General features: G+C 30.8%; 19 protein-coding genes and 1 tRNA gene. 12 read left to right on the forward strand and 8 right to left on the reverse strand.

The genetic code is table 11. The features are described 5' to 3' along the window. The first annotated feature begins 2 nt into the window (after positions 1–2). Both AC8GF4_RS13145 and AC8GF4_RS13150 read left to right on the forward strand, forming a co-directional pair. Positions 3–386: a cupin domain-containing protein gene (locus AC8GF4_RS13145; protein WP_506595284.1), complete on the forward strand. Its 384-nt coding sequence runs from the start codon at positions 3–5 to the stop codon at positions 384–386. Positions 387–429: 43 nt separating this feature from the next. Then, a complete protein-coding gene (locus tag AC8GF4_RS13150; RefSeq protein ID WP_506595286.1) occupies positions 430–1,542 on the forward strand; it encodes an alkene reductase in 1,113 nt (370 codons plus the stop codon). 617 nt (positions 1,543–2,159) lie between these two features. Here the strand turns inward: AC8GF4_RS13150 and AC8GF4_RS13155 are convergent. Then, positions 2,160–2,234: transfer RNA gene (locus tag AC8GF4_RS13155), tRNA-Val, on the reverse strand. 206 nt (positions 2,235–2,440) lie between these two features. Here AC8GF4_RS13155 and AC8GF4_RS13160 point away from each other — a divergent pair. Beyond that, on the forward strand, positions 2,441–4,228 hold the full coding sequence (locus AC8GF4_RS13160) for an ABC transporter ATP-binding protein (RefSeq protein WP_506595288.1): 1,788 nt from the start codon (positions 2,441–2,443) through the stop codon (positions 4,226–4,228). 113 nt (positions 4,229–4,341) lie between these two features. Here the strand turns inward: AC8GF4_RS13160 and AC8GF4_RS13165 are convergent, their stop codons facing one another. Next, entirely contained in the window at positions 4,342–5,514 is a 1,173-nt protein-coding gene (locus tag AC8GF4_RS13165; RefSeq protein WP_506595290.1) for a proline dehydrogenase family protein, read from the reverse strand. A gap of 93 nt (positions 5,515–5,607) precedes the next feature. Here AC8GF4_RS13165 and aroB point away from each other — a divergent pair, with 93 nt between their 5' ends. From aroB to AC8GF4_RS13195, 6 genes are all read left to right on the forward strand, one after another. Further along, on the forward strand, positions 5,608–6,675 hold the full coding sequence (gene aroB / locus AC8GF4_RS13170; protein WP_506595292.1) for a 3-dehydroquinate synthase: 1,068 nt from the start codon (positions 5,608–5,610) through the stop codon (positions 6,673–6,675). 289 nt (positions 6,676–6,964) lie between these two features. Then, positions 6,965–8,362, forward strand: a complete 1,398-nt coding sequence (locus tag AC8GF4_RS13175; protein WP_506595294.1) for a type III PLP-dependent enzyme domain-containing protein — start codon at positions 6,965–6,967, stop codon at positions 8,360–8,362. Between the two features lie 105 nt (positions 8,363–8,467). After that, positions 8,468–9,439 carry a deoxyhypusine synthase family protein gene (locus AC8GF4_RS13180; RefSeq protein ID WP_506595296.1) on the forward strand — a complete coding sequence of 324 codons (972 nt, stop codon included), beginning with the start codon at positions 8,468–8,470 and terminating at the stop codon, positions 9,437–9,439. A gap of 96 nt (positions 9,440–9,535) precedes the next feature. Then, a complete protein-coding gene (locus AC8GF4_RS13185) occupies positions 9,536–9,940 on the forward strand; it encodes a DNA primase (protein ID WP_506595298.1) in 405 nt (134 codons plus the stop codon). 247 nt (positions 9,941–10,187) lie between these two features. Then, entirely contained in the window at positions 10,188–12,299 is a 2,112-nt protein-coding gene (gene recQ, locus AC8GF4_RS13190; RefSeq protein ID WP_506595300.1) for a DNA helicase RecQ, read from the forward strand. 4 nt (positions 12,300–12,303) lie between these two features. Then, positions 12,304–12,783 carry a DNA-deoxyinosine glycosylase gene (locus tag AC8GF4_RS13195; RefSeq protein WP_506595302.1) on the forward strand — a complete coding sequence of 160 codons (480 nt, stop codon included), beginning with the start codon at positions 12,304–12,306 and terminating at the stop codon, positions 12,781–12,783. 1 nt (position 12,784) lies between these two features. On the opposite strand, the gene AC8GF4_RS13200 is transcribed toward AC8GF4_RS13195, so the two are convergent. The 4 genes from AC8GF4_RS13200 to AC8GF4_RS13215 form a co-directional block, all read right to left on the reverse strand. Continuing rightward, positions 12,785–13,300: a DinB family protein gene (locus tag AC8GF4_RS13200; protein ID WP_506595304.1), complete on the reverse strand. Its 516-nt coding sequence runs from the start codon at positions 13,298–13,300 to the stop codon at positions 12,785–12,787. Positions 13,301–13,367: 67 nt separating this feature from the next. Beyond that, on the reverse strand, positions 13,368–15,953 hold the full coding sequence (locus AC8GF4_RS13205; protein WP_506595306.1) for a phosphoenolpyruvate carboxylase: 2,586 nt from the start codon (positions 15,951–15,953) through the stop codon (positions 13,368–13,370). Between the two features lie 92 nt (positions 15,954–16,045). Further along, entirely contained in the window at positions 16,046–16,525 is a 480-nt protein-coding gene (locus AC8GF4_RS13210; protein WP_024981770.1) for an Lrp/AsnC family transcriptional regulator, read from the reverse strand. 73 nt (positions 16,526–16,598) lie between these two features. Next, positions 16,599–17,756, reverse strand: coding sequence for a M14 family metallopeptidase (locus AC8GF4_RS13215; protein ID WP_506595308.1), 1,158 nt, complete (start codon positions 17,754–17,756; stop codon positions 16,599–16,601). A gap of 400 nt (positions 17,757–18,156) precedes the next feature. Between AC8GF4_RS13215 and AC8GF4_RS13220 the strand changes: the two genes are divergently transcribed. After that, the gene (locus tag AC8GF4_RS13220; protein ID WP_506595309.1) at positions 18,157–18,615 is read left to right on the forward strand and encodes a helix-turn-helix domain-containing protein; all 459 of its coding nucleotides are present in this window, start codon (positions 18,157–18,159) and stop codon (positions 18,613–18,615) included. Positions 18,616–18,647: 32 nt separating this feature from the next. On the opposite strand, the gene AC8GF4_RS13225 is transcribed toward AC8GF4_RS13220, so the two are convergent. Then, positions 18,648–19,202, reverse strand: a complete 555-nt coding sequence (locus AC8GF4_RS13225; protein ID WP_506595311.1) for a 1-acyl-sn-glycerol-3-phosphate acyltransferase — start codon at positions 19,200–19,202, stop codon at positions 18,648–18,650. Between the two features lie 62 nt (positions 19,203–19,264). On the opposite strand from AC8GF4_RS13225, the gene AC8GF4_RS13230 reads away from it, so the two are divergent. Both AC8GF4_RS13230 and AC8GF4_RS13235 read left to right on the forward strand, forming a co-directional pair. Further along, positions 19,265–19,930, forward strand: coding sequence for a spermidine synthase (locus AC8GF4_RS13230; RefSeq protein WP_506595312.1), 666 nt, complete (start codon positions 19,265–19,267; stop codon positions 19,928–19,930). Positions 19,931–19,987: 57 nt separating this feature from the next. Further along, positions 19,988–20,698 carry a potassium channel family protein gene (locus AC8GF4_RS13235; RefSeq protein ID WP_506595314.1) on the forward strand — a complete coding sequence of 237 codons (711 nt, stop codon included), beginning with the start codon at positions 19,988–19,990 and terminating at the stop codon, positions 20,696–20,698. A gap of 1 nt (position 20,699) precedes the next feature. Here the strand turns inward: AC8GF4_RS13235 and kdsB are convergent, their stop codons facing one another. After that, entirely contained in the window at positions 20,700–21,425 is a 726-nt protein-coding gene (kdsB, locus tag AC8GF4_RS13240; RefSeq protein ID WP_506595315.1) for a 3-deoxy-manno-octulosonate cytidylyltransferase, read from the reverse strand. Between the last annotated feature and the right edge of the window lies 1 nt (position 21,426).

A 21,426-nucleotide genomic window follows, 5' to 3' on the forward strand; every position in this document is an offset into this window, starting at 1 on the left:
TTATGTTTAAAACAATTATAAACCCTGAGGGAAATTGGGAATTTTGGACAGACAAGCAAAAACAAGAATTGGCAAAAACTGAAAGTAATACCTCAGTTGGTGACAAATTAGTTTTTGAAAATGATGAATTTAAGGTTTGGAGTATTCATTTACCCGTGGGTCAAAAACTTCCGTTTCATAAACATTGCCTGCGCTATTTCTGGACCGCTATGTCATCAGGAAAATCTCGTTCTTATTATAACGATGGATCAGTCAAGGAAACAGAATATGAGAATGGAGATACGGCTTATTTTCACGATCTTAGTTCTGATCATTTTTTCATACACAATTTAGAGAATATTGGAGAAACTGTATTGATCTTTTCAACTGTCGAATTTTTAAAATAATAATCTAACATATAATATATAACATATTAAAATAATAATTAAAATGAAGTATCAGAAATTATTTCAACAGTACAATTTAAACGGAATTCAATTAGAAAACCGATTTTTAATGGCTCCAATGACACGTTCAAGAGCTTCGCAGCCTAGTGATGTTCCAAATGCTTTAATGTCTGAGTATTACGCACAACGAAGTACGGCTGGAATTATAATTACAGAAGCTACTCAGGTTTCTTTACAAGGAATGGGTTATTCCAAAACGCCTGGAATTTACAGCAAGGAACAAATAGAAGGCTGGAAATTAACAACAAATGCAGTACATAAAAAAGGAAGTAAAATATTTCTTCAATTATGGCATGTAGGTAGAGTAAGCAGTTCTAAAGTAAACGGATTGCAGCCTATAGGACCATCTGCATTAACAGCTCAAAATACAAGTGTTTACATTTTTGACGGCGCTCCAAACGGCGATGCAACTTTTGTACCTGTAGAAGAGCCCAGAGAAATGACTAAAACTGATATTGACACTGTAATCAAAGAATTTGTGCAAGGCGCAAAAAATGCGATCGAAGCTGGTTTTGATGGTGTTGAAATTCATGGTGCAAACGGCTATTTAATTGATCAGTTTTTAAGAAGCAACAGTAATAAAAGAACCGACGAATATGGCGGAACAAAAGAAAATAGAATTCGTTTGCTAATTGAAATTACAAAAGCAGTTGCATTAGCGATCGGAAAAGAAAAAACGGGAGTACGATTATCACCATTCATTAGTTTTAAGGATATGAATGACCCTGAAATTTTGCAAACTATCATGTTAGCAGCATCTGAACTAGATAAACTTGATATTGCTTATATTCATCTTTGTGAGGCCGATTGGGACGACGCTCCGCAAATTCCAAATGATTTTAGAATTGAACTACGTTGTACATTTAAAAATACTATAATTGCTACCGGAAATAAAACCCCTGATGAAGCAGAGAAGTTGCTGGAAGAAAATTTAGTGGATTTAATTGGTTTTGGAAGAAAATTTTTAACCAATCCGGACTATCCTGCCAGAGTAAAACAAAATTCAATCTTAAATGAAATTTCAGACAATCATACTTTGTTTGGAGGCGGTACAGCTAGGGGTTATACCGACTATCCCTTTATCATACAAGTTTAAAAAGAATATAGACCACTCCCTTATTGAAAAAAGAAGTAATTCTGGGATATTAATTAATGTTCTCATTTTTTTCTATCGATTAATTTTATATTTTAAAAAATCAACTATTATCTTTAAATCTTCTAACAAAAAGCTCGAATTCTATATCGTCAAGGTTACAAAAAAATTAAAAAGCCTGTAGAGCATTTTTTAGAGGCTTTTTTGGGTTCAACAAAAACATCATTATTTTTGAGTGATTAAAAACTCTTATTTTGTTGAGTTTCATGGTTTATGTTAATATAAGCTTTTCAAGAAAAAAATAAAGCCACTGTCTTCCAGTGGCTTTATTTGTCTTTGTGGGAATGTCTTAGATTACAGTTGAACACCTCGTTCCAATCTTGGCGTTTTTTAACTCTTTCAAATAACTAAAACAAAATATTAAATGCATTGGTTTCAGGGTTATAAATCCGACTAATCCATTCGCTTCCTTAACCTTTAGATTTGTAATATGTTTTTTTAAGCAAAATAGAATTAATTTTAAAGTTAGATTTATTATCTCATAATGCCAGTAAAATGGAGGAAAAGGGATATCTTATATATCAAAAAAAGAGGGACAACCTTTCGGTTATCCCTCACAGTGGGCGATGAGGGGTTCGAACCCCCGACCCCCTCGGTGTAAACGAGGTGCTCTGAACCAGCTGAGCTAATCGCCCTTTCGGGTTGCAATGTCTTTCGTTATTGCGTGTGCAAATATACGACTAGAACTCGTAATTGCAAGTAAAATTGATGAAAATTGTAATAAAAAATAACGTCTTTTTCTTTAGTTACTCATAAACAGTGCCTTGGTCTAAAATGAATCTTAGTTTTTTTTTGCTATCAACTCCTTATAACTGTACATTTGTACTATAAAATAAATATAATGGCGAGATTTCAAGAAAATGATTTACCAAAATCAAAAATTAATGCAAATTCATTGCAAAAAGCAATTCTTATTTTCAAATATGCTAACAATCATAAATGGAAATTTTATGTAGGTTTGGTTTTTTTATTACTTACTAGTGTTACTGCCCTTGCTTTTCCAAAGTTTATGGGAATGCTAGTGGATTGTGTTAACAAAAAAGACGCTCATCTAGCCAATCAGATTGCCTTGGGATTGGGACTAGTATTATTGTTGCAATCTATATTTTCTTTTTTTAGACTTTCATTATTTGTCAATTTTACCGAAAATACTTTAGCCAATGTTCGTTTGGCTCTTTATACCAATTTAGTAAAATTACCAATGTCTTTTTTTTCCCAAAAACGTGTCGGTGAATTAAATAGCCGAATCAGTAATGATATTACACAAATACAAGATACATTAACCACTACAATTGCTGAATTTTTAAGACAATTTATTTTAATAATTGGAAGTTTTGCCATGTTGGCCAGTATCAATATCAAGTTGACTGTAATGATGGTTTCTGTAGTACCATTAGTTGGTGTAGCTGCCGTAATTTTCGGTAGATTTATTAGAAAATATTCCAAAAAAGTACAAGATCAAGTGGCAGAAAGTCAAGTGGTGGTTGAAGAAACAATGCAAGGAATCAGTATTGTTAAAGCTTTCGCTAATGAATGGTATGAGATTTCTCGTTATAAAAACAAGATTAACGAGGTAGTCAAAATGGGGATAAAAGGCGGACTTTTTAGAGGTTATTTTGCGTCCTTTATTATTATCTGTTTATTTGGTACAATTGTAGCTGTAGTTTGGTATGGAGTACAATTGAGTATTGCTGGAGAAATTACAGTTGGAGAATTGTTTACCTTTATTTTATACTCGAGTTATGTGGGAGCTTCATCAGGAGGAATTGCCGAATTATATGCGCAAATGCAAAAAGCAATTGGCGCTACAGAAAGAGTTTTTGAACTATTGGAAGAAGAACCCGAAAAAATAAATTCAAATGTTCATATTCCTTCAATAGAAAAAATTAAAGGAGATGTAACCTTCAATAATGTTGCTTTTAGCTATCCTTCAAGAAAAGAAGTTCAAGTTTTAAAAGGAATCAATTTTACCGCTAGTTTTGGTCAAAAGATAGCACTTGTTGGTCCAAGCGGAATGGGAAAATCAACGATTGCATCCTTACTGTTACGTTTTTATACTATTGATAGTGGTGAAATTTTAATTGATGGCAAAAATATTTACGATTATGATTTAGAAAATCTTCGTGGAAATATGAGTATAGTACCGCAAGACGTAATTCTTTTTGGAGGAACTATAAAAGAGAATATTGCTTATGGAAAACCGAATGCTACAGACGAAGAAATTATTGTAGCAGCCAAACAAGCCAATGCATATCTGTTTATTGAAGGTTTTCCTGAAAAATTCGAAACTATTGTTGGAGAAAGAGGAATTAAACTTTCTGGTGGACAAAGACAGCGTATTGCTATTGCCAGAGCCTTATTGAAAAATCCATCCATATTAATTCTTGACGAAGCTACATCATCATTGGATAGTGAAAGTGAAAAACTGGTTCAAGAAGCTTTGGAAATTTTGATGGAAGGAAGAACAAGTATTATTATCGCGCACCGACTTTCTACGATTCGATCTGCCGATCAAATTTTGGTCCTTGATAACGGAAAAATCAGCGAACAAGGAACCCATCAAGAATTAATTAATCTTGAAAACGGTTTGTATAAAAATTTGAGCAATTTACAGTTTAGTAATTCTTAACTATTCAAAACCCTATTCAATCAAAATATTAAACATAAAAAAACTCGATTTGAAATTTCAAATCGAGTTTTTTTATAACCTATACTCTAACCTCTAACTTCTAACCTCTAAAACTACATCTTCCCTTTCCTTCTATTGCGTTCTGATTTGATCATAGAAAGTTCACGACTTGTTTGTCCAGCAACTGATGTGTTTTCTTCTGCACGTCGAATTAAGTACGGCATTACATCTTTTACAGGACCAAAGGGTAAATATTTTGCAATATTATATCCATTTTCAGCCAAATTGTAACTGATATTATCACTCATTCCATACAATTGTCCAAACCAAATTTTATCATCAATAGAAGGAACTCCTTTGGATTTCATTAATTCCATCAAAGTATAAGTACTAAATTCATTATGAGTTCCAGCAAAAATGGACATTGTATCTAAGTGTTCTACCATATACAAAACTGCAGCATCATAATTAATATCTGTAGCTTCTTTGGTAGCACATATTGGTGTTGGATATCCTTTTTCTTCAGCACGAAGGTTTTCTTTTTCCATATAAGCACCACGAACCAATTTCATCCCAATAAAGAATCCTTCAACTTTGGCTTGTTCATGCAATTTTTTTAAATAATCCAAACGGTCCCAACGGTACATTTGCAGTGTATTGAAAACAATAACTTTTTCTTTATTGTATTTCTGCATCATTTTGGTAACCAAATCATCGGCGGCATCTTGCATCCAGCTTTCTTCAGCATCAATTAATAAAGCAACATTTTTTTTATGAGCTTCACCACAAACCAAATCAAATCGAGCTACTACCCTATCCCACTCTAGTTGTTCTTCTGGAGTTAAAGCCTGTTTTTCTCCAACCTTTTCATACAAATCCAAACGCCCCAATCCTGTGGGTTTAAAAACTGCAAATGGAATTGCTTTACGTTCTTTGGCAAACTCAATGGTTTTTAAAGTCATTTCCAAAGCCGCATCAAATTGGTTTTCCTCTTCTTTACCTTCAACTGAATAATCCAATACAGAAGATACGCCTTTGGTATACATTTTGTCAACTACCGACAAACAATCATTTTCATTAACTCCACCACAAAAATGATCAAATACTGTTGCGCGAATTAAGCTTTCGACAGGAAGATTTGCTTTTATAGCAAAATTGGTAACAGCAGTTCCAATTCGTACTAAAGGTTGATTATTAATTAATTTAAAAAGAAAATAAGCTCTATCCAGTTCGGTATCACTTTTTAAAGCAAACGCAATTTGTGTATTATTAAATATATTACCCATTATTTGTTATATTTTTTATGCAAATATAAAGACTGTTAGGGATTATATTTAGCAAAATTTGCCTTATTTTGCGGTTTCAATAAAATTATAAAGATGCAATCTATTCAAGCCAATAATTATCCTGTCCATTTTAATGAAACTGGATATGAAAAACTAAATCAACATTTAAAAGAAAATAAATATTCAAATTTGTTTATAATTGTAGACAGCAATACAAATGACTTTTGCTTGCCTAAATTACTTCCTTTATTGGAAACAAATTTAACTATTGAAATCATTGAATTTGAAGCAGGTGAAATCAACAAAAACATAGAAACCTGTATTGAAATATGGAATGTTCTTACGGAATTGGGTGCGGATAGAAAAACTTTAATTATTAATATTGGTGGAGGTGTTGTCACTGATTTAGGCGGTTTTGTGGCTTCTACTTTCAAAAGAGGAGTTGATTTTATACATATTCCAACTACATTATTATCAATGGTTGATGCATCTGTAGGAGGCAAAAATGGTGTGGATCTTGGAAATTTAAAAAATCAAATTGGTGTAATCAATACTCCAAAAATGGTTTTAATAGATACGCAATATCTTGAAACGGTTCCTCAAAACGAAATGCGTTCTGGACTCGCCGAAATGTTAAAACACGGATTGATTTTTGATAAACTGTATTGGGAAGCATTTTTAGATTTAAAAGCTATTGATTTTGCCGATTTTGATGAACTAATTTACCGTTCTGTCGAAATTAAGAACAATATCGTAATGCAAGATCCAATGGAAAAAAACATTAGAAAATCATTAAATTTTGGTCATACTTTAGGTCATGCGATCGAAAGTTATTTTTTAGAAAATCAAAATAAAACCACATTATTGCATGGTGAAGCAATTGCTGTTGGTATGATTTTAGAGAGCTATATTTCATTGCATAAAAATTTAATTACTCCAGAGGAATACAATCAAATCAAAAAGACATTGAAATCAATCTATGATGACATCATTTTTGAAGAAAAAGACATAGATCCAATACTTGAATTACTGATTCATGACAAAAAAAATGAATACGGTACCATACAATTTGCACTGATTGAAGGAATAGGAAAAATAAAAATCAATCAATTAGTTGAAAATGAATTGATTTTAAAAGCATTTCAAGATTACAAATCTTAATTTTTTTTAATAAAAAGGATTGCTTTACGTCTATATTATTTTTTACATTTGCCCTAATGAATAATAATCAAAATAATAAAAGTTTTTCCGCCAAAAGAATGCGCAACAATAAATCTTTTTTGAGATTATTGAAACGCTTTTATGGTATTAAGGGAAATTTTAGTTTTGACGTTTTTCAATATTTTAAAGCCGATTACGAGAAGTTACAAATTATTTATGCAAACATTAGGGTTTGAATTTGTATTAGTTCTATTTTTAATATAATTAATTGCAAAACACAAATTTACAGATGAATACAAAATATTCCGATTTAATAAATCAAACCTATTATTTTCCTCAAGAAGAGTTTAAATTAAACAAAGACAATCTTCAGTTTCACAACATTGATTTGATGAAATTGGTAGAAACTTATGGTACTCCTTTAAAGTTTACTTACTTGCCTCAAATTTCAAATAACATCAACAAAGCCAAAAGTTGGTTTCGTAAATCGATGGAAAAAAATAAGTATGAGGCCAAATATTACTACTGTTATTGCACAAAGAGCTCTCATTTTGAATATATAATGAATGAAGCTTTCAAGAATAACATTCATATTGAAACTTCTTCTGCCTTTGATATTAATATTGTTGAAAATTTATTAGAAAAAGGAAAAATTAATAAAAGCACTTATATAATTTGTAACGGTTTCAAAAGAGATCAATACATAGAAAACATAGCTAGATTGGTCAACAACGGTCATAAAAATACTATTCCTATTATTGATAATTATGAGGAATTGGATTTGTTGCAGGGCCAAATTAAGGGGAAATTCAAAATTGGAATTCGAATTGCAGCCGAGGAGGAACCAAAATTTGAATTTTATACTTCAAGATTAGGAATTGGATACAGAAACATAGTTCCTTTTTATAAAAAAGAAATAAAGGAGAATAAAAATTTGGAACTAAAAATGTTACATTTTTTTATCAATACTGGTATCAATGACAATGCCTACTATTGGAATGAACTTGTAAAATGTATTAAAGTGTATGTTGCATTAAAAAAAGAATGCCCTACTCTAGACGGCTTGAACATTGGTGGTGGTTTTCCTATCAAAAATTCTTTGGCATTTGAATATGATTATCAATATATGATTGATGAAATAATCAATCAAATTAAGATTGCTTGTGATGAAGCCGAAGTAGATGTACCCAATATTTTCACAGAATTTGGATCTTTTACTGTAGGAGAAAGTGGTGGAGCTATTTACCAAATTTTATATCAAAAGCAACAAAATGATAGGGAAAAATGGAACATGATTGATTCCTCTTTCATTACAACATTACCAGATACATGGGCAATTAATAAGCGTTTCATTATGTTGGCAATCAACCGTTGGAACGATACTTATGAAAGGGTTTTGTTAGGCGGAATGACTTGTGATAGCGATGATTATTACAATTCCGAACAGAACATGAATGCCATATATTTACCCAAATACAACAAGGAAAAACCTTTGTATATTGGTTTTTTCAATACTGGAGCCTATCAAGAAACTATTGGAGGATATGGAGGTTTACACCACTGCTTGATTCCGCAACCCAAACACATCTTAATTGATAGAGATGAAAATGGAATTCTAGCAACAGAAGTTTTTTCAGAACAACAAACATCAGAAGATGTATTAAAAATATTAGGTTATAAAAAATAACAATAATTAATTGTAATTTAGGAATTTGATATTTATAAATTTCTTTTATTTGTAAATCCAAATTTCATTCAACCTTTTGAATATTAAATAAAAAAAGAAAAGAAAATGAGTAAAGGACCAATCAGTCAGTTTATTGAAAAGCATTATCTGCATTTCAATTCTGCATCTTTAGTTGATGCTGCAAAAGCATATGAACAGCAATTAGCTAATGGTGCAAAAATGATGGTAAGTATGGCGGGTGCGATGAGTACAGCCGAAATTGGAAAGATTTTTGCCGAAATAATTCGCCAAGATAAAGTTCAAATTATATCTTGTACAGGAGCCAATCTTGAAGAAGACATTATGAATTTGGTAGCACATTCTCATTATGAAAGAGTACCAAATTACAGAGATTTGACTCCACAAGACGAATGGGATTTATTAGAAAGAGGATTAAATCGTGTTACTGATACTTGTATTCCAGAACATGAAGCGTTCCGTCGTCTTCAAAAACACATTTACAAAATTTGGAAAGATGCAGATGACAATGGTGAAAGATATTTTCCTCATGAATTTATGTATAAAATGTTACTTTCAGGTGTATTGGAAGAATACTATGAAATTGACTTAAAAGACAGTTGGATGTATGCTGCAGCTGAGAAAAATTTACCTATTATTGTTCCAGGATGGGAAGATAGCACAATGGGAAATATTTTCGCATCGTATGTTATTAAAGGAGAATTGAAAGCTTCTACAATGAAATCCGGTATTGAATATATGGTCTTCTTATCAGATTGGTATCCGAAAAATAGTTCTAAAGGTGTTGGTTTTTTCCAAATTGGAGGAGGAATCGCTGGAGATTTCCCTATTTGCGTTGTTCCAATGTTGTACCAAGATATGGAAATGCACGATATTCCTTTTTGGAGTTATTTTTGTCAGATTTCAGATTCAACCACTAGTTATGGTTCGTATTCTGGTGCTGTTCCAAACGAGAAAATAACTTGGGGAAAATTAGACATAAACACTCCAAAGTTTATAATCGAGTCTGATGCTACCATCGTGGCTCCATTAATTTTTGCTTATTTGTTAGATTTATAAAAATTATTTATGAAGTCGCAAAATATAGAACTTGTAGCAAATACAAATGATAATCTTGCGATACCATGTTCCAATAAAAAAAAATAGTAGCTACACATGAAAAGAGTAATAGTTGATTACGCAAAACTGACCAACGAAATTTTAAATCTTTTGGTTGAAAAATTCCCTGATGGATATGATGATTCAGACATTATACGATTCAGAAATGCTAAAAATGAATTAATTGAAGCTGTTGAAGTACGCACAGAAGACACTATATATTTAGTTAAAGTGAGTACAAAATTAGCTGATAGAATTGGTAATTACGACGAAGATGATGAAATTGATGATGTTGTTGAACCAATAAGCGGTTTGGAACTTGATGTAGAAGATGACGACGACGACGACGATGACAATCTTGACAAACCAGATTCTGATAGTGGTGATGATGGAGACGATGACGATGATGCAGATGAAAAAGATATTGCAGACGATGACGAAGATGAAGATGACGAAGAGTAATTATACTTTTTAAATAAAATTAAAGGAACTCAAATTTGGGTTCCTTTTTTTATTAGATTTATATCTAGAAACAATCAGCAGTTTTTTGTATAAACAATAAGATGCTAAGTGTATATAATTTAAATTTTTCATAAAATATTGATACGTATAGCATTTACACTTTTTCTCTAAGCCAAAAATCTTAGTATCTCAGATTTTTAGAGACTTAGTTACTTTTAAATAATTACTTAACATAAATACACGCCAAATGACAACAGAAATTTTACACGCCAAATTAAAAGAGAATTTTGGGTTTGAAAAATTTAGACCCAATCAAGAAGACATTATAAATTGTATCCTTTCGAGACAAGACACATTGGCAATTATGCCAACTGGAGGAGGAAAATCAATTTGTTTTCAACTACCTGCATTAGTATTACCGGGGGTTACAATTGTGATTTCACCGTTGATTGCTTTGATGAAAGATCAGGTTGATAGTCTTAAAGCCAACGGAATCGATGCATGTTACATCAATAGTTCCCAGTCAAGTGAAGAGCAACAATTCCATATTCAGAATTTAATTGACAATAAAGTCAAACTGGTGTATATTGCCCCAGAAAGTTTATCCTATCTTGAAAATGCTTTTAATCAATTAATTATAAGCTTGATTGCAATAGACGAAGCACATTGTATTTCGGCGTGGGGTCATGATTTTCGTCCAGCATATACCAATTTGGGCTATCTCAAAAACCGCTTCCCTTCTACTCCAATCCTAGCATTGACCGCAACTGCAGACAAAGCAACCCGAACGGATATTACAAATCAATTAAATTTAATTAATCCCAAAATTTTTGTTGCATCTTTTGACAGAAAAAATTTAAGTTTAGAAGTTCGTCCTGCTTTGGATCGTGTAAAACAAATTATTGATTTTATAAAAGACAAGCCTAATGAATGCGGAATAGTATATTGCTTGAGCCGGAAAACTACTGAAGAACTTGCAGAAAAACTTCAAAAAATTGGCATTAAGGCCAAAGCCTATCATGCGGGTTTGGATAATAAAATACGTTCAAAAACTCAAGATGAATTTATAAATGATGATTGCGAAGTTGTTTGTGCCACAATTGCTTTTGGAATGGGAATTGACAAATCGAATGTTCGTTGGGTGATTCATTATAATTTACCCAAAAATATTGAAGGGTATTACCAAGAAATTGGTCGTGCTGGCCGTGATGGTTTGCCATCGGAAACAGTATTGTTTGAAAGTTATGGTGATATGATTCAGTTGCAAAAATTTGCATCCGAAGGTTTAAATGCCGAGGTGCAATTGGCAAAATTGGAAAGAATGAAGCAATATGCCGATGCATTGAGCTGTCGTAGAAAAATATTACTTTCTTACTTTGGAGAATTGGTTGAAGAAAATTGCGGAAACTGTGATATTTGCAAAAATCCACCCGCCTTTTTTGATGGAACTATTATTGCTCAAAAAGCGTTGTCGGCAGTAATGCGTTTACAGGAATCGGAAGCATTACCTGTAATTGTTGACTTTTTGCGAGGTTCAAAAAATGCATCCATTTATGACAAAGGATATCAAAATTTAAAAACCTATAATGTTGGTGCCGATATATCTTGGTATGATTGGAACCAATACATCATTCAACTTATTAATTTAGGATATTGTGAAATTGCTTTTCATCAGCAAAACAAAATTAAATTAACTCCATTTGCTAAGAAAGTTTTGTTTGAAGGAGAAAAAGTACAATTAACAACTGTTCAAAAAATTAACAAAGAAAAATCAGAAATTACAGAACGCGAAAGCAAAAGAACGATTAATTCTCTTTTTGAAGTACTTAGAAAACTTCGTTCCGAAATTGCCAAAGAAGAAGGAGTTCCAGCATATATTATTTTTAATGATGCCACTTTGAAACAAATGGAAATTCAAAGACCAATGAGTGATGAAGATTTCCTTGCCATTGATGGAGTTGGAAAAACCAAACTTGAAAAATATGGACATGCATTTATAAAAGCAATTATAGAATTTCAAAAAAATAAAGTTACTCGTAAGAAAAAAGAAGGAAGCACTTATAAAGAAACATTAGATTTTTTTCAAAGTGGAATGACGGTTGAAGAAATTGCGAAAAGAAGAAAATTAGGAGTAACCACTATCACTTCACATTTGGCAAAGTTATATCTTGATGGGCATCCTATCGATTTGAGTATTTATATTACAGAAGCTGAAATTTTAAAAATTGCGGAAGCTAAAATTAAATTAGAATCTCCAAATGCATTAAAGCCCTACTTTGAATTTTTTGAAGAGCAGATTCCGTATGATAAAATCAGAATTGGATTGGCTTTGATAGAAAAAGAAAATGTTACAATTTAATTTTATGGTATTATATTCATTTCCATACTTTATAAATTCAAATACCAAAATATTGATTTTGAGAACCATGCCTGGTGCGGTATCTCTTGCAAAACAAGAATATTATGCCAACTCAAGAAACCATTTTTGGAAAATCATGTATATTCTATTCGATGGATTACCAATTGATGAAGTTTTTGACGAAAAAGTAAAATTCCTCCAATCAAATAAAGTTGGTTTATGGGATGTTTTAGAAAATTGCGAAAGAAAAGGAAGTTTAGATATTCATATCAAGAATCAAAAAGAAAATGATTTTGAAACGCTATTCAACGAATTTCCATCGATAACAAAAATTATTTTTAATGGAAAACAAAGTCATGCTTTTTTTTCTAAAAGATTCGGACAAATAGAAGGCATCACGTATTATGTGATGCCTTCGACTAGTCCTGCAAATACAATGTCTTTTGAAAATAAATTGAAAATTTGGTCAACTTGCTTTGAGTAATTTATAAATACCTTTCAGCAAAAACTTTTTTATGATGTTTCATGTGACCAATAATCAAAAAACCCAAAGCTCTCACAGAAACTTCGTTTTCGGATGCAATTCCTATTCTTGCTAATTGTTCTTCAGAAAAACTTTTGAACATTAATAAGTTGGAATGACGTACTGCCGAAAACTCAGTTAATAATTCTTGAATACTTCTGCTTTTTGCATTGGTATTGACTACATAATCATTTTCTTCAAATCCAGGTAATGGTGTTTTGTCATTTCTTGAAATTCGAAGAGCGCGGTAACTAAAAATTCTTTCGGCATCAATAATGTGCTGAATAATTTCTTTGATAGTCCATTTTCCTTCCGCATAGCTATAATCAAATTTGTCCATTGGAATATTCTGAACAAATTTTATAAAGTCATGCAAACTTATTTCTAATTCTTCAAATAGTTCAACATTTTCAATCGCTTTAATATAAGTAGCGTTGAATTTTGAATATTCATTTATCGGCAATTGATTTGAATTCATGTCTGTTTATTTTTTAAAATATCTCCAACTGGAACTTCTAACATTTAACTTTAAACTTCTAACTTCACTAAGCAGAATTTCTACTCGCATTGGTATTTCCAAATAACGAACGTGTTACAATTTTCTCATACACTTTAATTAAGTTCAAATCCGGGTTTTCTTCTTTGTTAATTTCATTAATTCTCAACAATGCATATTGTTGTATTGTCAATAATGGCAATACAATACGTTCTCGTACTTGAATTGAAGCTTTACCATCAGGATAGTTTTCCATTAATTCAGTATGCCCAGCAATTTTCAACAATAATCTCTTGGTTTCAAGAAACTCATTATAAATAATTTGCCAAAAATCACCAAACTCAGGATCTTTACTCATATAAGCCGTCAAAGGAAAAAACGATTTTGCCAATGACATCATACTATTTTCCAAAAGTGTTTTTACAAACAAAGAACCATTGTACAAATCTTGAACTTTATCCCATTGATCGGTATCTTCAAAATGTTTCAAAGCAGAACCTACTCCAAAAAATCCTGGAACATTTTGTTTTAATTGACTCCATGAACCTACAAATGGAATGGCACGAAGATCTGAAAAATCTAAAGTTTCAGACTTACTTCTTTTGGAGGGTCTACTTCCAATATTAGTTTTTGCATAATATTTCAAGGTACTCATTTTCTCCAAATAAGGAATAAACTTGGGATGGTTTTTAAAACTTAGATATTTATTATAACCAAGTTCTGCCAATTGATCCAAAATTTCTTTTTCATCAATAGACAACTCATTTTGTCCTTTGTTGAAAACCTGATTTGCAACACCTGCACTCAAAAGGTTCTCCAAATTATAACGACAAGAATCCAAAGTTCCAAAATTAGAACTAATTGTTTGCCCTTGAACTGTTACTTGAATTTCATTATTCTCAATTTTCGGACCTAAAGAAGCGTAAAATTTATGTGTTTTTCCACCACCACGAGCAGGAGGTCCACCGCGACCATCAAAGAAGATAGCATGAATTCCGTATTTTCTAGACATTTCAGTCAAAGCTTCTTTTGCTTTATAAATACTCCAGTTCGCCATTAAGTAGCCACCATCTTTTGTTCCGTCCGAAAAACCAAGCATTATAGTTTGCTTATTCCCTCTATGTAACAAATGTTTAGCATAAGACTCATTGTTATATAATTTTTCCATTATGTTATGTGCATCTTGTAAGTCATCTACAAATTCAAAAAGCGGAATAATATCTACAGATGCGTTTTCCCAATTGCTTAATTTAAATAATGCAAAAGTCTCCATAACATTTAATGCACTTTCATTATTACTAATAATATAACGGTTTGCACCAGATTCTCCATTATTTTCTTGAATTGTTTTAATGGCATGAATGGATTCAATTGTAGATCTTGTCATTTCATTTTCAAAATCATTAGGATCAAGATTTCCTTTTATATTTGATAAAACTTCAAACTTTTCTTTCTCCGTTAATTGGTAATAATCTGCTGGAAAAACATTTGAATTTGATTTAGAATAATAATGAAAAATATCATTAAAAACAGCATCATGAATTTTGCTGTTTTGTCTTATATCTAACGAAGCAAAATGAAAACCAAAAAGATTCAATCGAATTAATAAGGAATCAATTTGATCTACATATAATGATTGATGTTGTTCAATTACAATAGTTTTAATTTTAGTTAATTGCAATTTAAATTCATCGTAAGTTATAAAAATATCTCCTTTTGAGTAAAAAACAGAACGATACAACTTTTGTTCCAATTCCATTATTAGCGCATCAACAACTGGAAAAGTCAGTTTTCTTTTAAGATTTCTTATTTCAATATAATAACATTTTAATATTGAAGTTCTTAAACGTTCGGCTACTTTTAAAGTGATTTCTGTAGTAACAAATGGATTTCCGTCACGATCACCACCAGGCCAAAAACCAAGTTTTATCAAAGGATTTTTGATTGATTCACCTTCAAAAACATTTTTTTGTAAATAATGAACCATTTCACCAGAAGTGTTGTAAAAAACATTTTCAAGATACCATATCAAACTAACGGCTTCATCGAAAGGATTTGGTTTTTCATTTTGAATAAATGGAGTTTTTCCCAATTGAGCAAGTAACTGTTTGATTTCTAGCAGATTATTATTTCTAATAGCTTCCGTCAAATCGTTGATTATACCCAATACGGCACCTGGATAAAATTGTGTAGGATGCGCTGTTAAAACAGTACGAACATTAAAATTTTCCAAAAAATGAATCAGTTCTTCTTTATTATTTTTAATATCCGATCTTTCTTTTATATCTCGAAGCGATCCTCTTCCTTCCATATTATTAACAATAGGAAAAGCGGAATCTTCAATAGCATCAAACAAAACTATTTGACGTTCAATGTATTGAATAAAATGAAACATTAAATTTATTTTATCTTTCTCGGTTGCATTTGTCAAATATTTATCAGAGAAAAAATCAAATATTTCCTTTGGAGTTTCTTGTTTTTTAAAACCATTATCACAAAGATCTGTAAAAATCGGAAGTAAAACACCTGTATTGTCTACAGAATCAAAGGGCAAAGTAATAAATACACTATTATAAATATGGTATTTGGATAAAACATTTTGATTAAAACGTTCTATTTTTGGTAAAGTGTACATAATTATACAATTAATTGGTTGGTTAATATGGCATAAAAAAACCTCAAGAATGTACTTGAGGTTATATTTTTAATATAGCATTCAAGGTTTTGTTACATTTCTTTAAAAATAGTATGCATCAAACGCTTTTTATCGTTTATACTTTCTTCTAATGAAATCATTGTTTCGGTTCTATAAACTCCTTCGATATCATCTATCATAAAGATTACATCTTTTGCATGCTTAGTGTCTTTTGCTCTAATTTTACAAAAAATATTAAATTTTCCAGTAGTCACAGAAGCAACAGTCACAAAAGGAATTTCATTAATACGCTCTAAAACAAATTTAGTTTGTGAAGTATTATTAAGAAACACACCGACATAAGCAATGAAAGAATATCCTAATTTATCATAATCAAGGACTAAAGAAGAGCCCATAATGATCCCAGCATCTTCCATTTTTTTTACTCTAACATGAACTGTTCCTGCTGAAATCAATAATTTTTTAGCAATGTCAGTAAACGGAACTCTTGTGTTGTCTATCAACATATCTAAAATCTGGTGATCTACTTCATCTAAACGGAATTTACTCATAATTCTTTTATTATATGGTTATTTGATACTAAAAAAGTTAAATTATAAATAAAAATCAAATCAATGGCAAAAACTATTGTATTTTCATTTTTCCATTACTAAAAAACACTTTATCGTCAAAATTAAAATTAGCTTTTTGATTTTGTGCAGGATAGTTCATTAAGCCGTCTTTATACAATGCTTCTTTTGCATCGTACTCATAATGACCATAATACTCCTTCAAATCGCCTACTTCAACTATATAAGCATTAAAAAATAATTCACTATTTATTAACTCTTCTTTATATTGAGCAACAAAATTCGTGATTATTTCAATACCATCATAATTTATTTTGACATTTTTATACATAAAATCAAAAAAAACGACATTATTCTGAGGAATGTTCAAATATTTATCAGTTATATTGCTAACTACATCGTTTTCGTTGAGAATAACAAAACTAGTCAACAAAGCCATAAACACGAATTTTCTTGTTTCTTCTCTCTCATAATCGCCTTGAAAATGTCCAGCTTCAAATAATATTGTTGGCACTCCTAGGTTTTGAAAAGTATCTCCGATACAATTAATATTGAAAGAATCGTCAAATCTTCCAACTTGTCCAGGAATATAGTTTTGTAATACATCATTTATTCCTGCAATTAAATTAATCGCTTTTAATCTAGAAGGGTTTATCTCTCTTTCTTCATTATATGAAGGAGCTAAAAATGAAACAGTTGCAGGTTTTCCGGTATTGGCAACTCCAAAAATAGTACGTTGATCGTGAAGATTAAAACAATAATCAGGTTTGAAATCTTCAAAAATAGCCCTAAGAATCTTGCTTTCTGGTTGTGTTAAATTTTGAGAATCTCGATTCAAGTCAATATTATTTGCATTTACTCGAGTATAAGCTTCAGCTCCATCAGGATTTAGCATCGGAATGCAATAAAAAGTAAAGGAATTTAATAAATCTTTTGCTAAATCAGTTTCAGAATTTAATAGATTTATAAAGTCAAAAAGTGCCTTGGTTGTAGTGCTTTCGTTTCCGTGCATTTGAGACCAAAGATAGATTTTAGTTTTTCCATGTCCTTTTTTGTAACTATAAATTGGTTTTTCCAATACCGATTTACCAATTATATTTACATCATTTGTAATGAACTCTCTATTTAATATTGGCTCGATATTGTTTAATGTTATATACCGACCCTGAATTGACTTTTCTTTATTTTGATAGAATATTTCCTCTAAATTCATATTATAGATACTATTTGTTTTTATATAAGACACCGGTTACAGTCACCATTCTTTATTTCTTTTTATAAAATAAAATCATGGTTAATTACAGCTTTAAAATTTGATTTACAAAAGTAAACATCTTTACATTTACATTTGTAAACAACTTTAAAATTTAAAAGTTTATGATTGTAAACTGCTTTATATGAAACTATTTCCTTTAATCAAATTGTGAGTTTCCAAAAGTAAATAAACATTGAAAACAATCGTAATGTATTAGTGATTAAGAATTTTGCAATGTTTAATTATAGTTATAGATCATGTATATTAAACACTTTATCAGAATTTAACATCTAATATTAGGTGTTGCAATCTGTTTTTGTTACATTTGTAAATAGGCTAATTTAAATTAAAATTTACAATGGTAAACACGGATGATTTTATAAAAAGATTGGAAAAAATACTAGATTATTATAATTTAAATGCCTCCTCTTTTGCTGATAAAATTGGCGTTCAAAGATCTAGTTTATCACATTTACTTTCAGGAAGAAATAAACCAAGTTTGGATTTTATACTTAAAATAAATGATATTTTTCCAGAAGTAGATTTATATTGGATTTTGAATGGCAAAGGAAATTTTCCTAAAATAGAGTCCTCGAATGAAAATGTACAAAGTCCGATTTTGAATTCTGATTCCCCTACTCCAATTAATTTGTTTCCTAAAATTGAAGCTCCAATTGAAATGGAGAAAAATGTAAATAAAACAAATTCAAAACAATTACCATCTAATGTGAATTTTGAAATTTCTGATGAGATTGAGAAAATTGTTTTTTTTTATAAAAATGGAACTTTTAAAATTTTCAATCCTAATTCTATTTAAAATATTATATTCAATTATCAGAAAAGTATATTTTAAGATATTTTATACTCATTTTCCTGAATTTTACCTTTTGCATCAATAAAATGACTATTTAAGCTTTTCAAATCGGATTCAATATTATTTGTTGGGTAAAATGGCTTCCCGAAGTCAACTACTTTTTTTTCATAATTTATAGACACAGGAATTATAGGCACTTTTGCCGTTACAGCTATATAATAGAAACCAGTTTTAAGTTGATTTACTTTTTTTCGGGTTCCTTCTGGCGATAGTCCCAATCGAAAAGTTTCTCTTGTATTGAAAATATTTGCTATAGACTCTACTTTGTTTAATCCACCCGTTCTATCTAGTGGTGCTCCTCCTAATGATTTAAAGAAAAAGCCAAAAGGAAAACGAAATAATTCTTTTTTTCCAACCCAATTGATATCTATTCCAATTGCACCTCTACAAAACATAGCTACATAAAAATCATGCCAACTTGTGTGTGGCATTACCATTAATACTGACTTTTTTATATTTTCATCTAGACCACCCACTATTTTCCATCCCATAATAGAATGAAAAATCCATTTGTAGATTTGTTTCTTCATTTGCCTTTAATTTTATACAAATTAAATAATTATTATCTTATTTTTGATAAAAACACAAAAGAATGCTTCGTAAATTATTAAGTTATATAATTCCCATTAAAATTTTCAAAGTTAATTCAGCTCTAAGTAAAACAATAGAAGTCACTTGGACAAATGGAGAGCTTGTTATCGATTCCGAAAACACCAATTACTCCTATGGCAGTTTGCAACGTATATTAAGAAAAGGATTATTTTATATTGGCTTTGAAAAAGTTTCTAAAATGAATTCGATCTTAGTCTTAGGCGTTGCGGGAGGTAGCGTAATTAAAACTTTGGTTGATGAGATTCATTTTAAAGGAAAAATCACTGGAGTTGACATAGATCGTGACATTATTAAAATTGCCAATGACTACTTTCATTTAAATGAAATACAAAATTTAGAAATTATAATAGACGATGCGTTTGAATTTGTATTGAAAACAAAAGACAGGTACGATTTGATAATTATAGACATTTTTCAGGATACAACTATGCCTAATTTTTTGTTTGAAAATTTTTTTATCAATAGAATTTGTTACCTTTTAAAAAGTAATGGCGTGGTCTTATTTAACACAATGTGTTTGACTGCAAAAGACAATTTTAGGAATCAAAATTGTATGAAAAATTTTTGTATTGAGCATTTTAGAATCCATTCTATTCCGAGGATTGAAGAACATAATGAACTGATCGTTATAGAAAAATTGAATTGATTTTGTTTCATTATAAGATTCTAAAACTTTATATTTACAACAATATTTTTATTTAATATGAAATCAATAGTAAAGAAATTACTGCTTGGTAAGACTACTAGAGGACCAAAATCAAAATTTAATCCTTTGGAAAAACGATTTCAAAATATTAAAGCCATTTGGAATAACGATCATGAAGACGATAATGGTTTAGAGAAAATAGTACGCTTACTTCTCTCCTCTTCGCAATTGCTTTTTCCTGGAATTTACATTAAATATTTGGCTCATAAAAAAGGAGTTGAATACGAAGATTTGGCTTTGGACTTTTATGTTTTACTCAAAGTTTGTTTTCCATTACTGATTTTAATCAACCATTGGCAACAGTATCATTGGGTTGTAGTGATTTTAATCTATGTCTTTTTGGAAACCGTTTTATACATTCCAACACTTATTTTCGCTTCCGATATGTTCTCTAGACCTCGTTCTTACAAACGATCTATGCTTTTGCTTTTCTTTAATTATCTGGAAATCTCATTTGCTTTTGCCGTGCTGTATTCTTGTGGTAATTATTTAAACAAACCTTTTCTGTATTGGTTTGATGCTATCTATTTCAGTATCATTACTTCTTCTTCTATTGGATATGGAGATTACCATCCGGTCACTTTTATAGGGAAATTTTTGGTAACCACTCAAGCTTTACTGTTTCTGTTTTTTATTGTACTTTTTCTTAATTTTTTCTCTGCCAAAATTAAATCCAAAGGCTATTTTGACCATGAAAACCAAGATTGATCTATATCATTTTTCTGGCTTTTTCCAAGTCTTCAGCAGTGTCAATTCCTATTCCAACATGAGTAGTTTCTACCATTTTGATTCGTTTTCCAAATTCAAGATAGCGCAATTGTTCCAGTTTTTCGGAGGCTTCCAATGATTTCATTGGTAAACTATAAAAATCCAATAAGGCTTGTTTTCTAAAAGCATAAATACCAATATGCTGCATATAACGAACGCCCACTTCTCTCTCCCTTGGATATGGAATCACCGAACGTGAAAAATACAATGCAAATCCGTTTTGATCGACAACTACTTTTACATTATTTGGATTGTTGATTTCGTTCTCCTCTTTTATTTCACGCATTAAAGAAGCCAAATCAACTTGTTTTGATTCATCATTTCTAAAGACTTCAATCACTTTTGCCAAAGGTGCTGCGTCTATAAACGGTTCATCTCCTTGAACATTCACAACAATATCGACGTCCAGATTCTCTACAGCTTCGGCAATTCGATCGCTTCCTGATTCGTGTTCTTTGATGCTTCGAATGGCTTTTCCGCCGTTGGAAACAATTTCATTATAAATTAAATCCGAATCGGTTACCACAAAAACATCATCAAACAATTGAGTGTTTGTGGCTGCTTCGTAGGTTCTTAAAATAACCGTTTTACCTCCCAAATCCTGCATGAGTTTTGCTGGAAATCGTGTAGATGCGTAACGGGCGGGAATGACTGCTATTATTTTCATT

Source organism: Flavobacterium rarum (SeqCode) (assembly GCF_965234445.1).
GTDB lineage: Bacteria > Bacteroidota > Bacteroidia > Flavobacteriales > Flavobacteriaceae > Flavobacterium > Flavobacterium rarum.

Excerpts from the sequence above, each read along its gene's own strand:
- AC8GF4_RS13145 (WP_506595284.1), top strand. The coding sequence starts at position 3 with ATGTTTAAAACAATTATAAACCCTGAGGGAAATTGGGAATTTTGGACA.
- AC8GF4_RS13150 (WP_506595286.1), top strand. The coding sequence starts at position 430 with ATGAAGTATCAGAAATTATTTCAACAGTACAATTTAAACGGAATTCAA.
- AC8GF4_RS13160 (WP_506595288.1), top strand. The coding sequence starts at position 2,441 with ATGGCGAGATTTCAAGAAAATGATTTACCAAAATCAAAAATTAATGCA.
- AC8GF4_RS13165 (WP_506595290.1), bottom strand. The coding sequence starts at position 5,514 with ATGGGTAATATATTTAATAATACACAAATTGCGTTTGCTTTAAAAAGT.
- aroB (WP_506595292.1), top strand. The coding sequence starts at position 5,608 with ATGCAATCTATTCAAGCCAATAATTATCCTGTCCATTTTAATGAAACT.
- AC8GF4_RS13175 (WP_506595294.1), top strand. The coding sequence starts at position 6,965 with ATGAATACAAAATATTCCGATTTAATAAATCAAACCTATTATTTTCCT.
- AC8GF4_RS13180 (WP_506595296.1), top strand. The coding sequence starts at position 8,468 with ATGAGTAAAGGACCAATCAGTCAGTTTATTGAAAAGCATTATCTGCAT.
- AC8GF4_RS13185 (WP_506595298.1), top strand. The coding sequence starts at position 9,536 with ATGAAAAGAGTAATAGTTGATTACGCAAAACTGACCAACGAAATTTTA.
- recQ (WP_506595300.1), top strand. The coding sequence starts at position 10,188 with ATGACAACAGAAATTTTACACGCCAAATTAAAAGAGAATTTTGGGTTT.
- AC8GF4_RS13195 (WP_506595302.1), top strand. The coding sequence starts at position 12,304 with ATGGTATTATATTCATTTCCATACTTTATAAATTCAAATACCAAAATA.
- AC8GF4_RS13200 (WP_506595304.1), bottom strand. The coding sequence starts at position 13,300 with ATGAATTCAAATCAATTGCCGATAAATGAATATTCAAAATTCAACGCT.
- AC8GF4_RS13205 (WP_506595306.1), bottom strand. The coding sequence starts at position 15,953 with ATGTACACTTTACCAAAAATAGAACGTTTTAATCAAAATGTTTTATCC.
- AC8GF4_RS13210 (WP_024981770.1), bottom strand. The coding sequence starts at position 16,525 with ATGAGTAAATTCCGTTTAGATGAAGTAGATCACCAGATTTTAGATATG.
- AC8GF4_RS13215 (WP_506595308.1), bottom strand. The coding sequence starts at position 17,756 with ATGAATTTAGAGGAAATATTCTATCAAAATAAAGAAAAGTCAATTCAG.
- AC8GF4_RS13220 (WP_506595309.1), top strand. The coding sequence starts at position 18,157 with ATGGTAAACACGGATGATTTTATAAAAAGATTGGAAAAAATACTAGAT.
- AC8GF4_RS13225 (WP_506595311.1), bottom strand. The coding sequence starts at position 19,202 with ATGAAGAAACAAATCTACAAATGGATTTTTCATTCTATTATGGGATGG.
- AC8GF4_RS13230 (WP_506595312.1), top strand. The coding sequence starts at position 19,265 with ATGCTTCGTAAATTATTAAGTTATATAATTCCCATTAAAATTTTCAAA.
- AC8GF4_RS13235 (WP_506595314.1), top strand. The coding sequence starts at position 19,988 with ATGAAATCAATAGTAAAGAAATTACTGCTTGGTAAGACTACTAGAGGA.
- kdsB (WP_506595315.1), bottom strand. The coding sequence starts at position 21,425 with ATGAAAATAATAGCAGTCATTCCCGCCCGTTACGCATCTACACGATTT.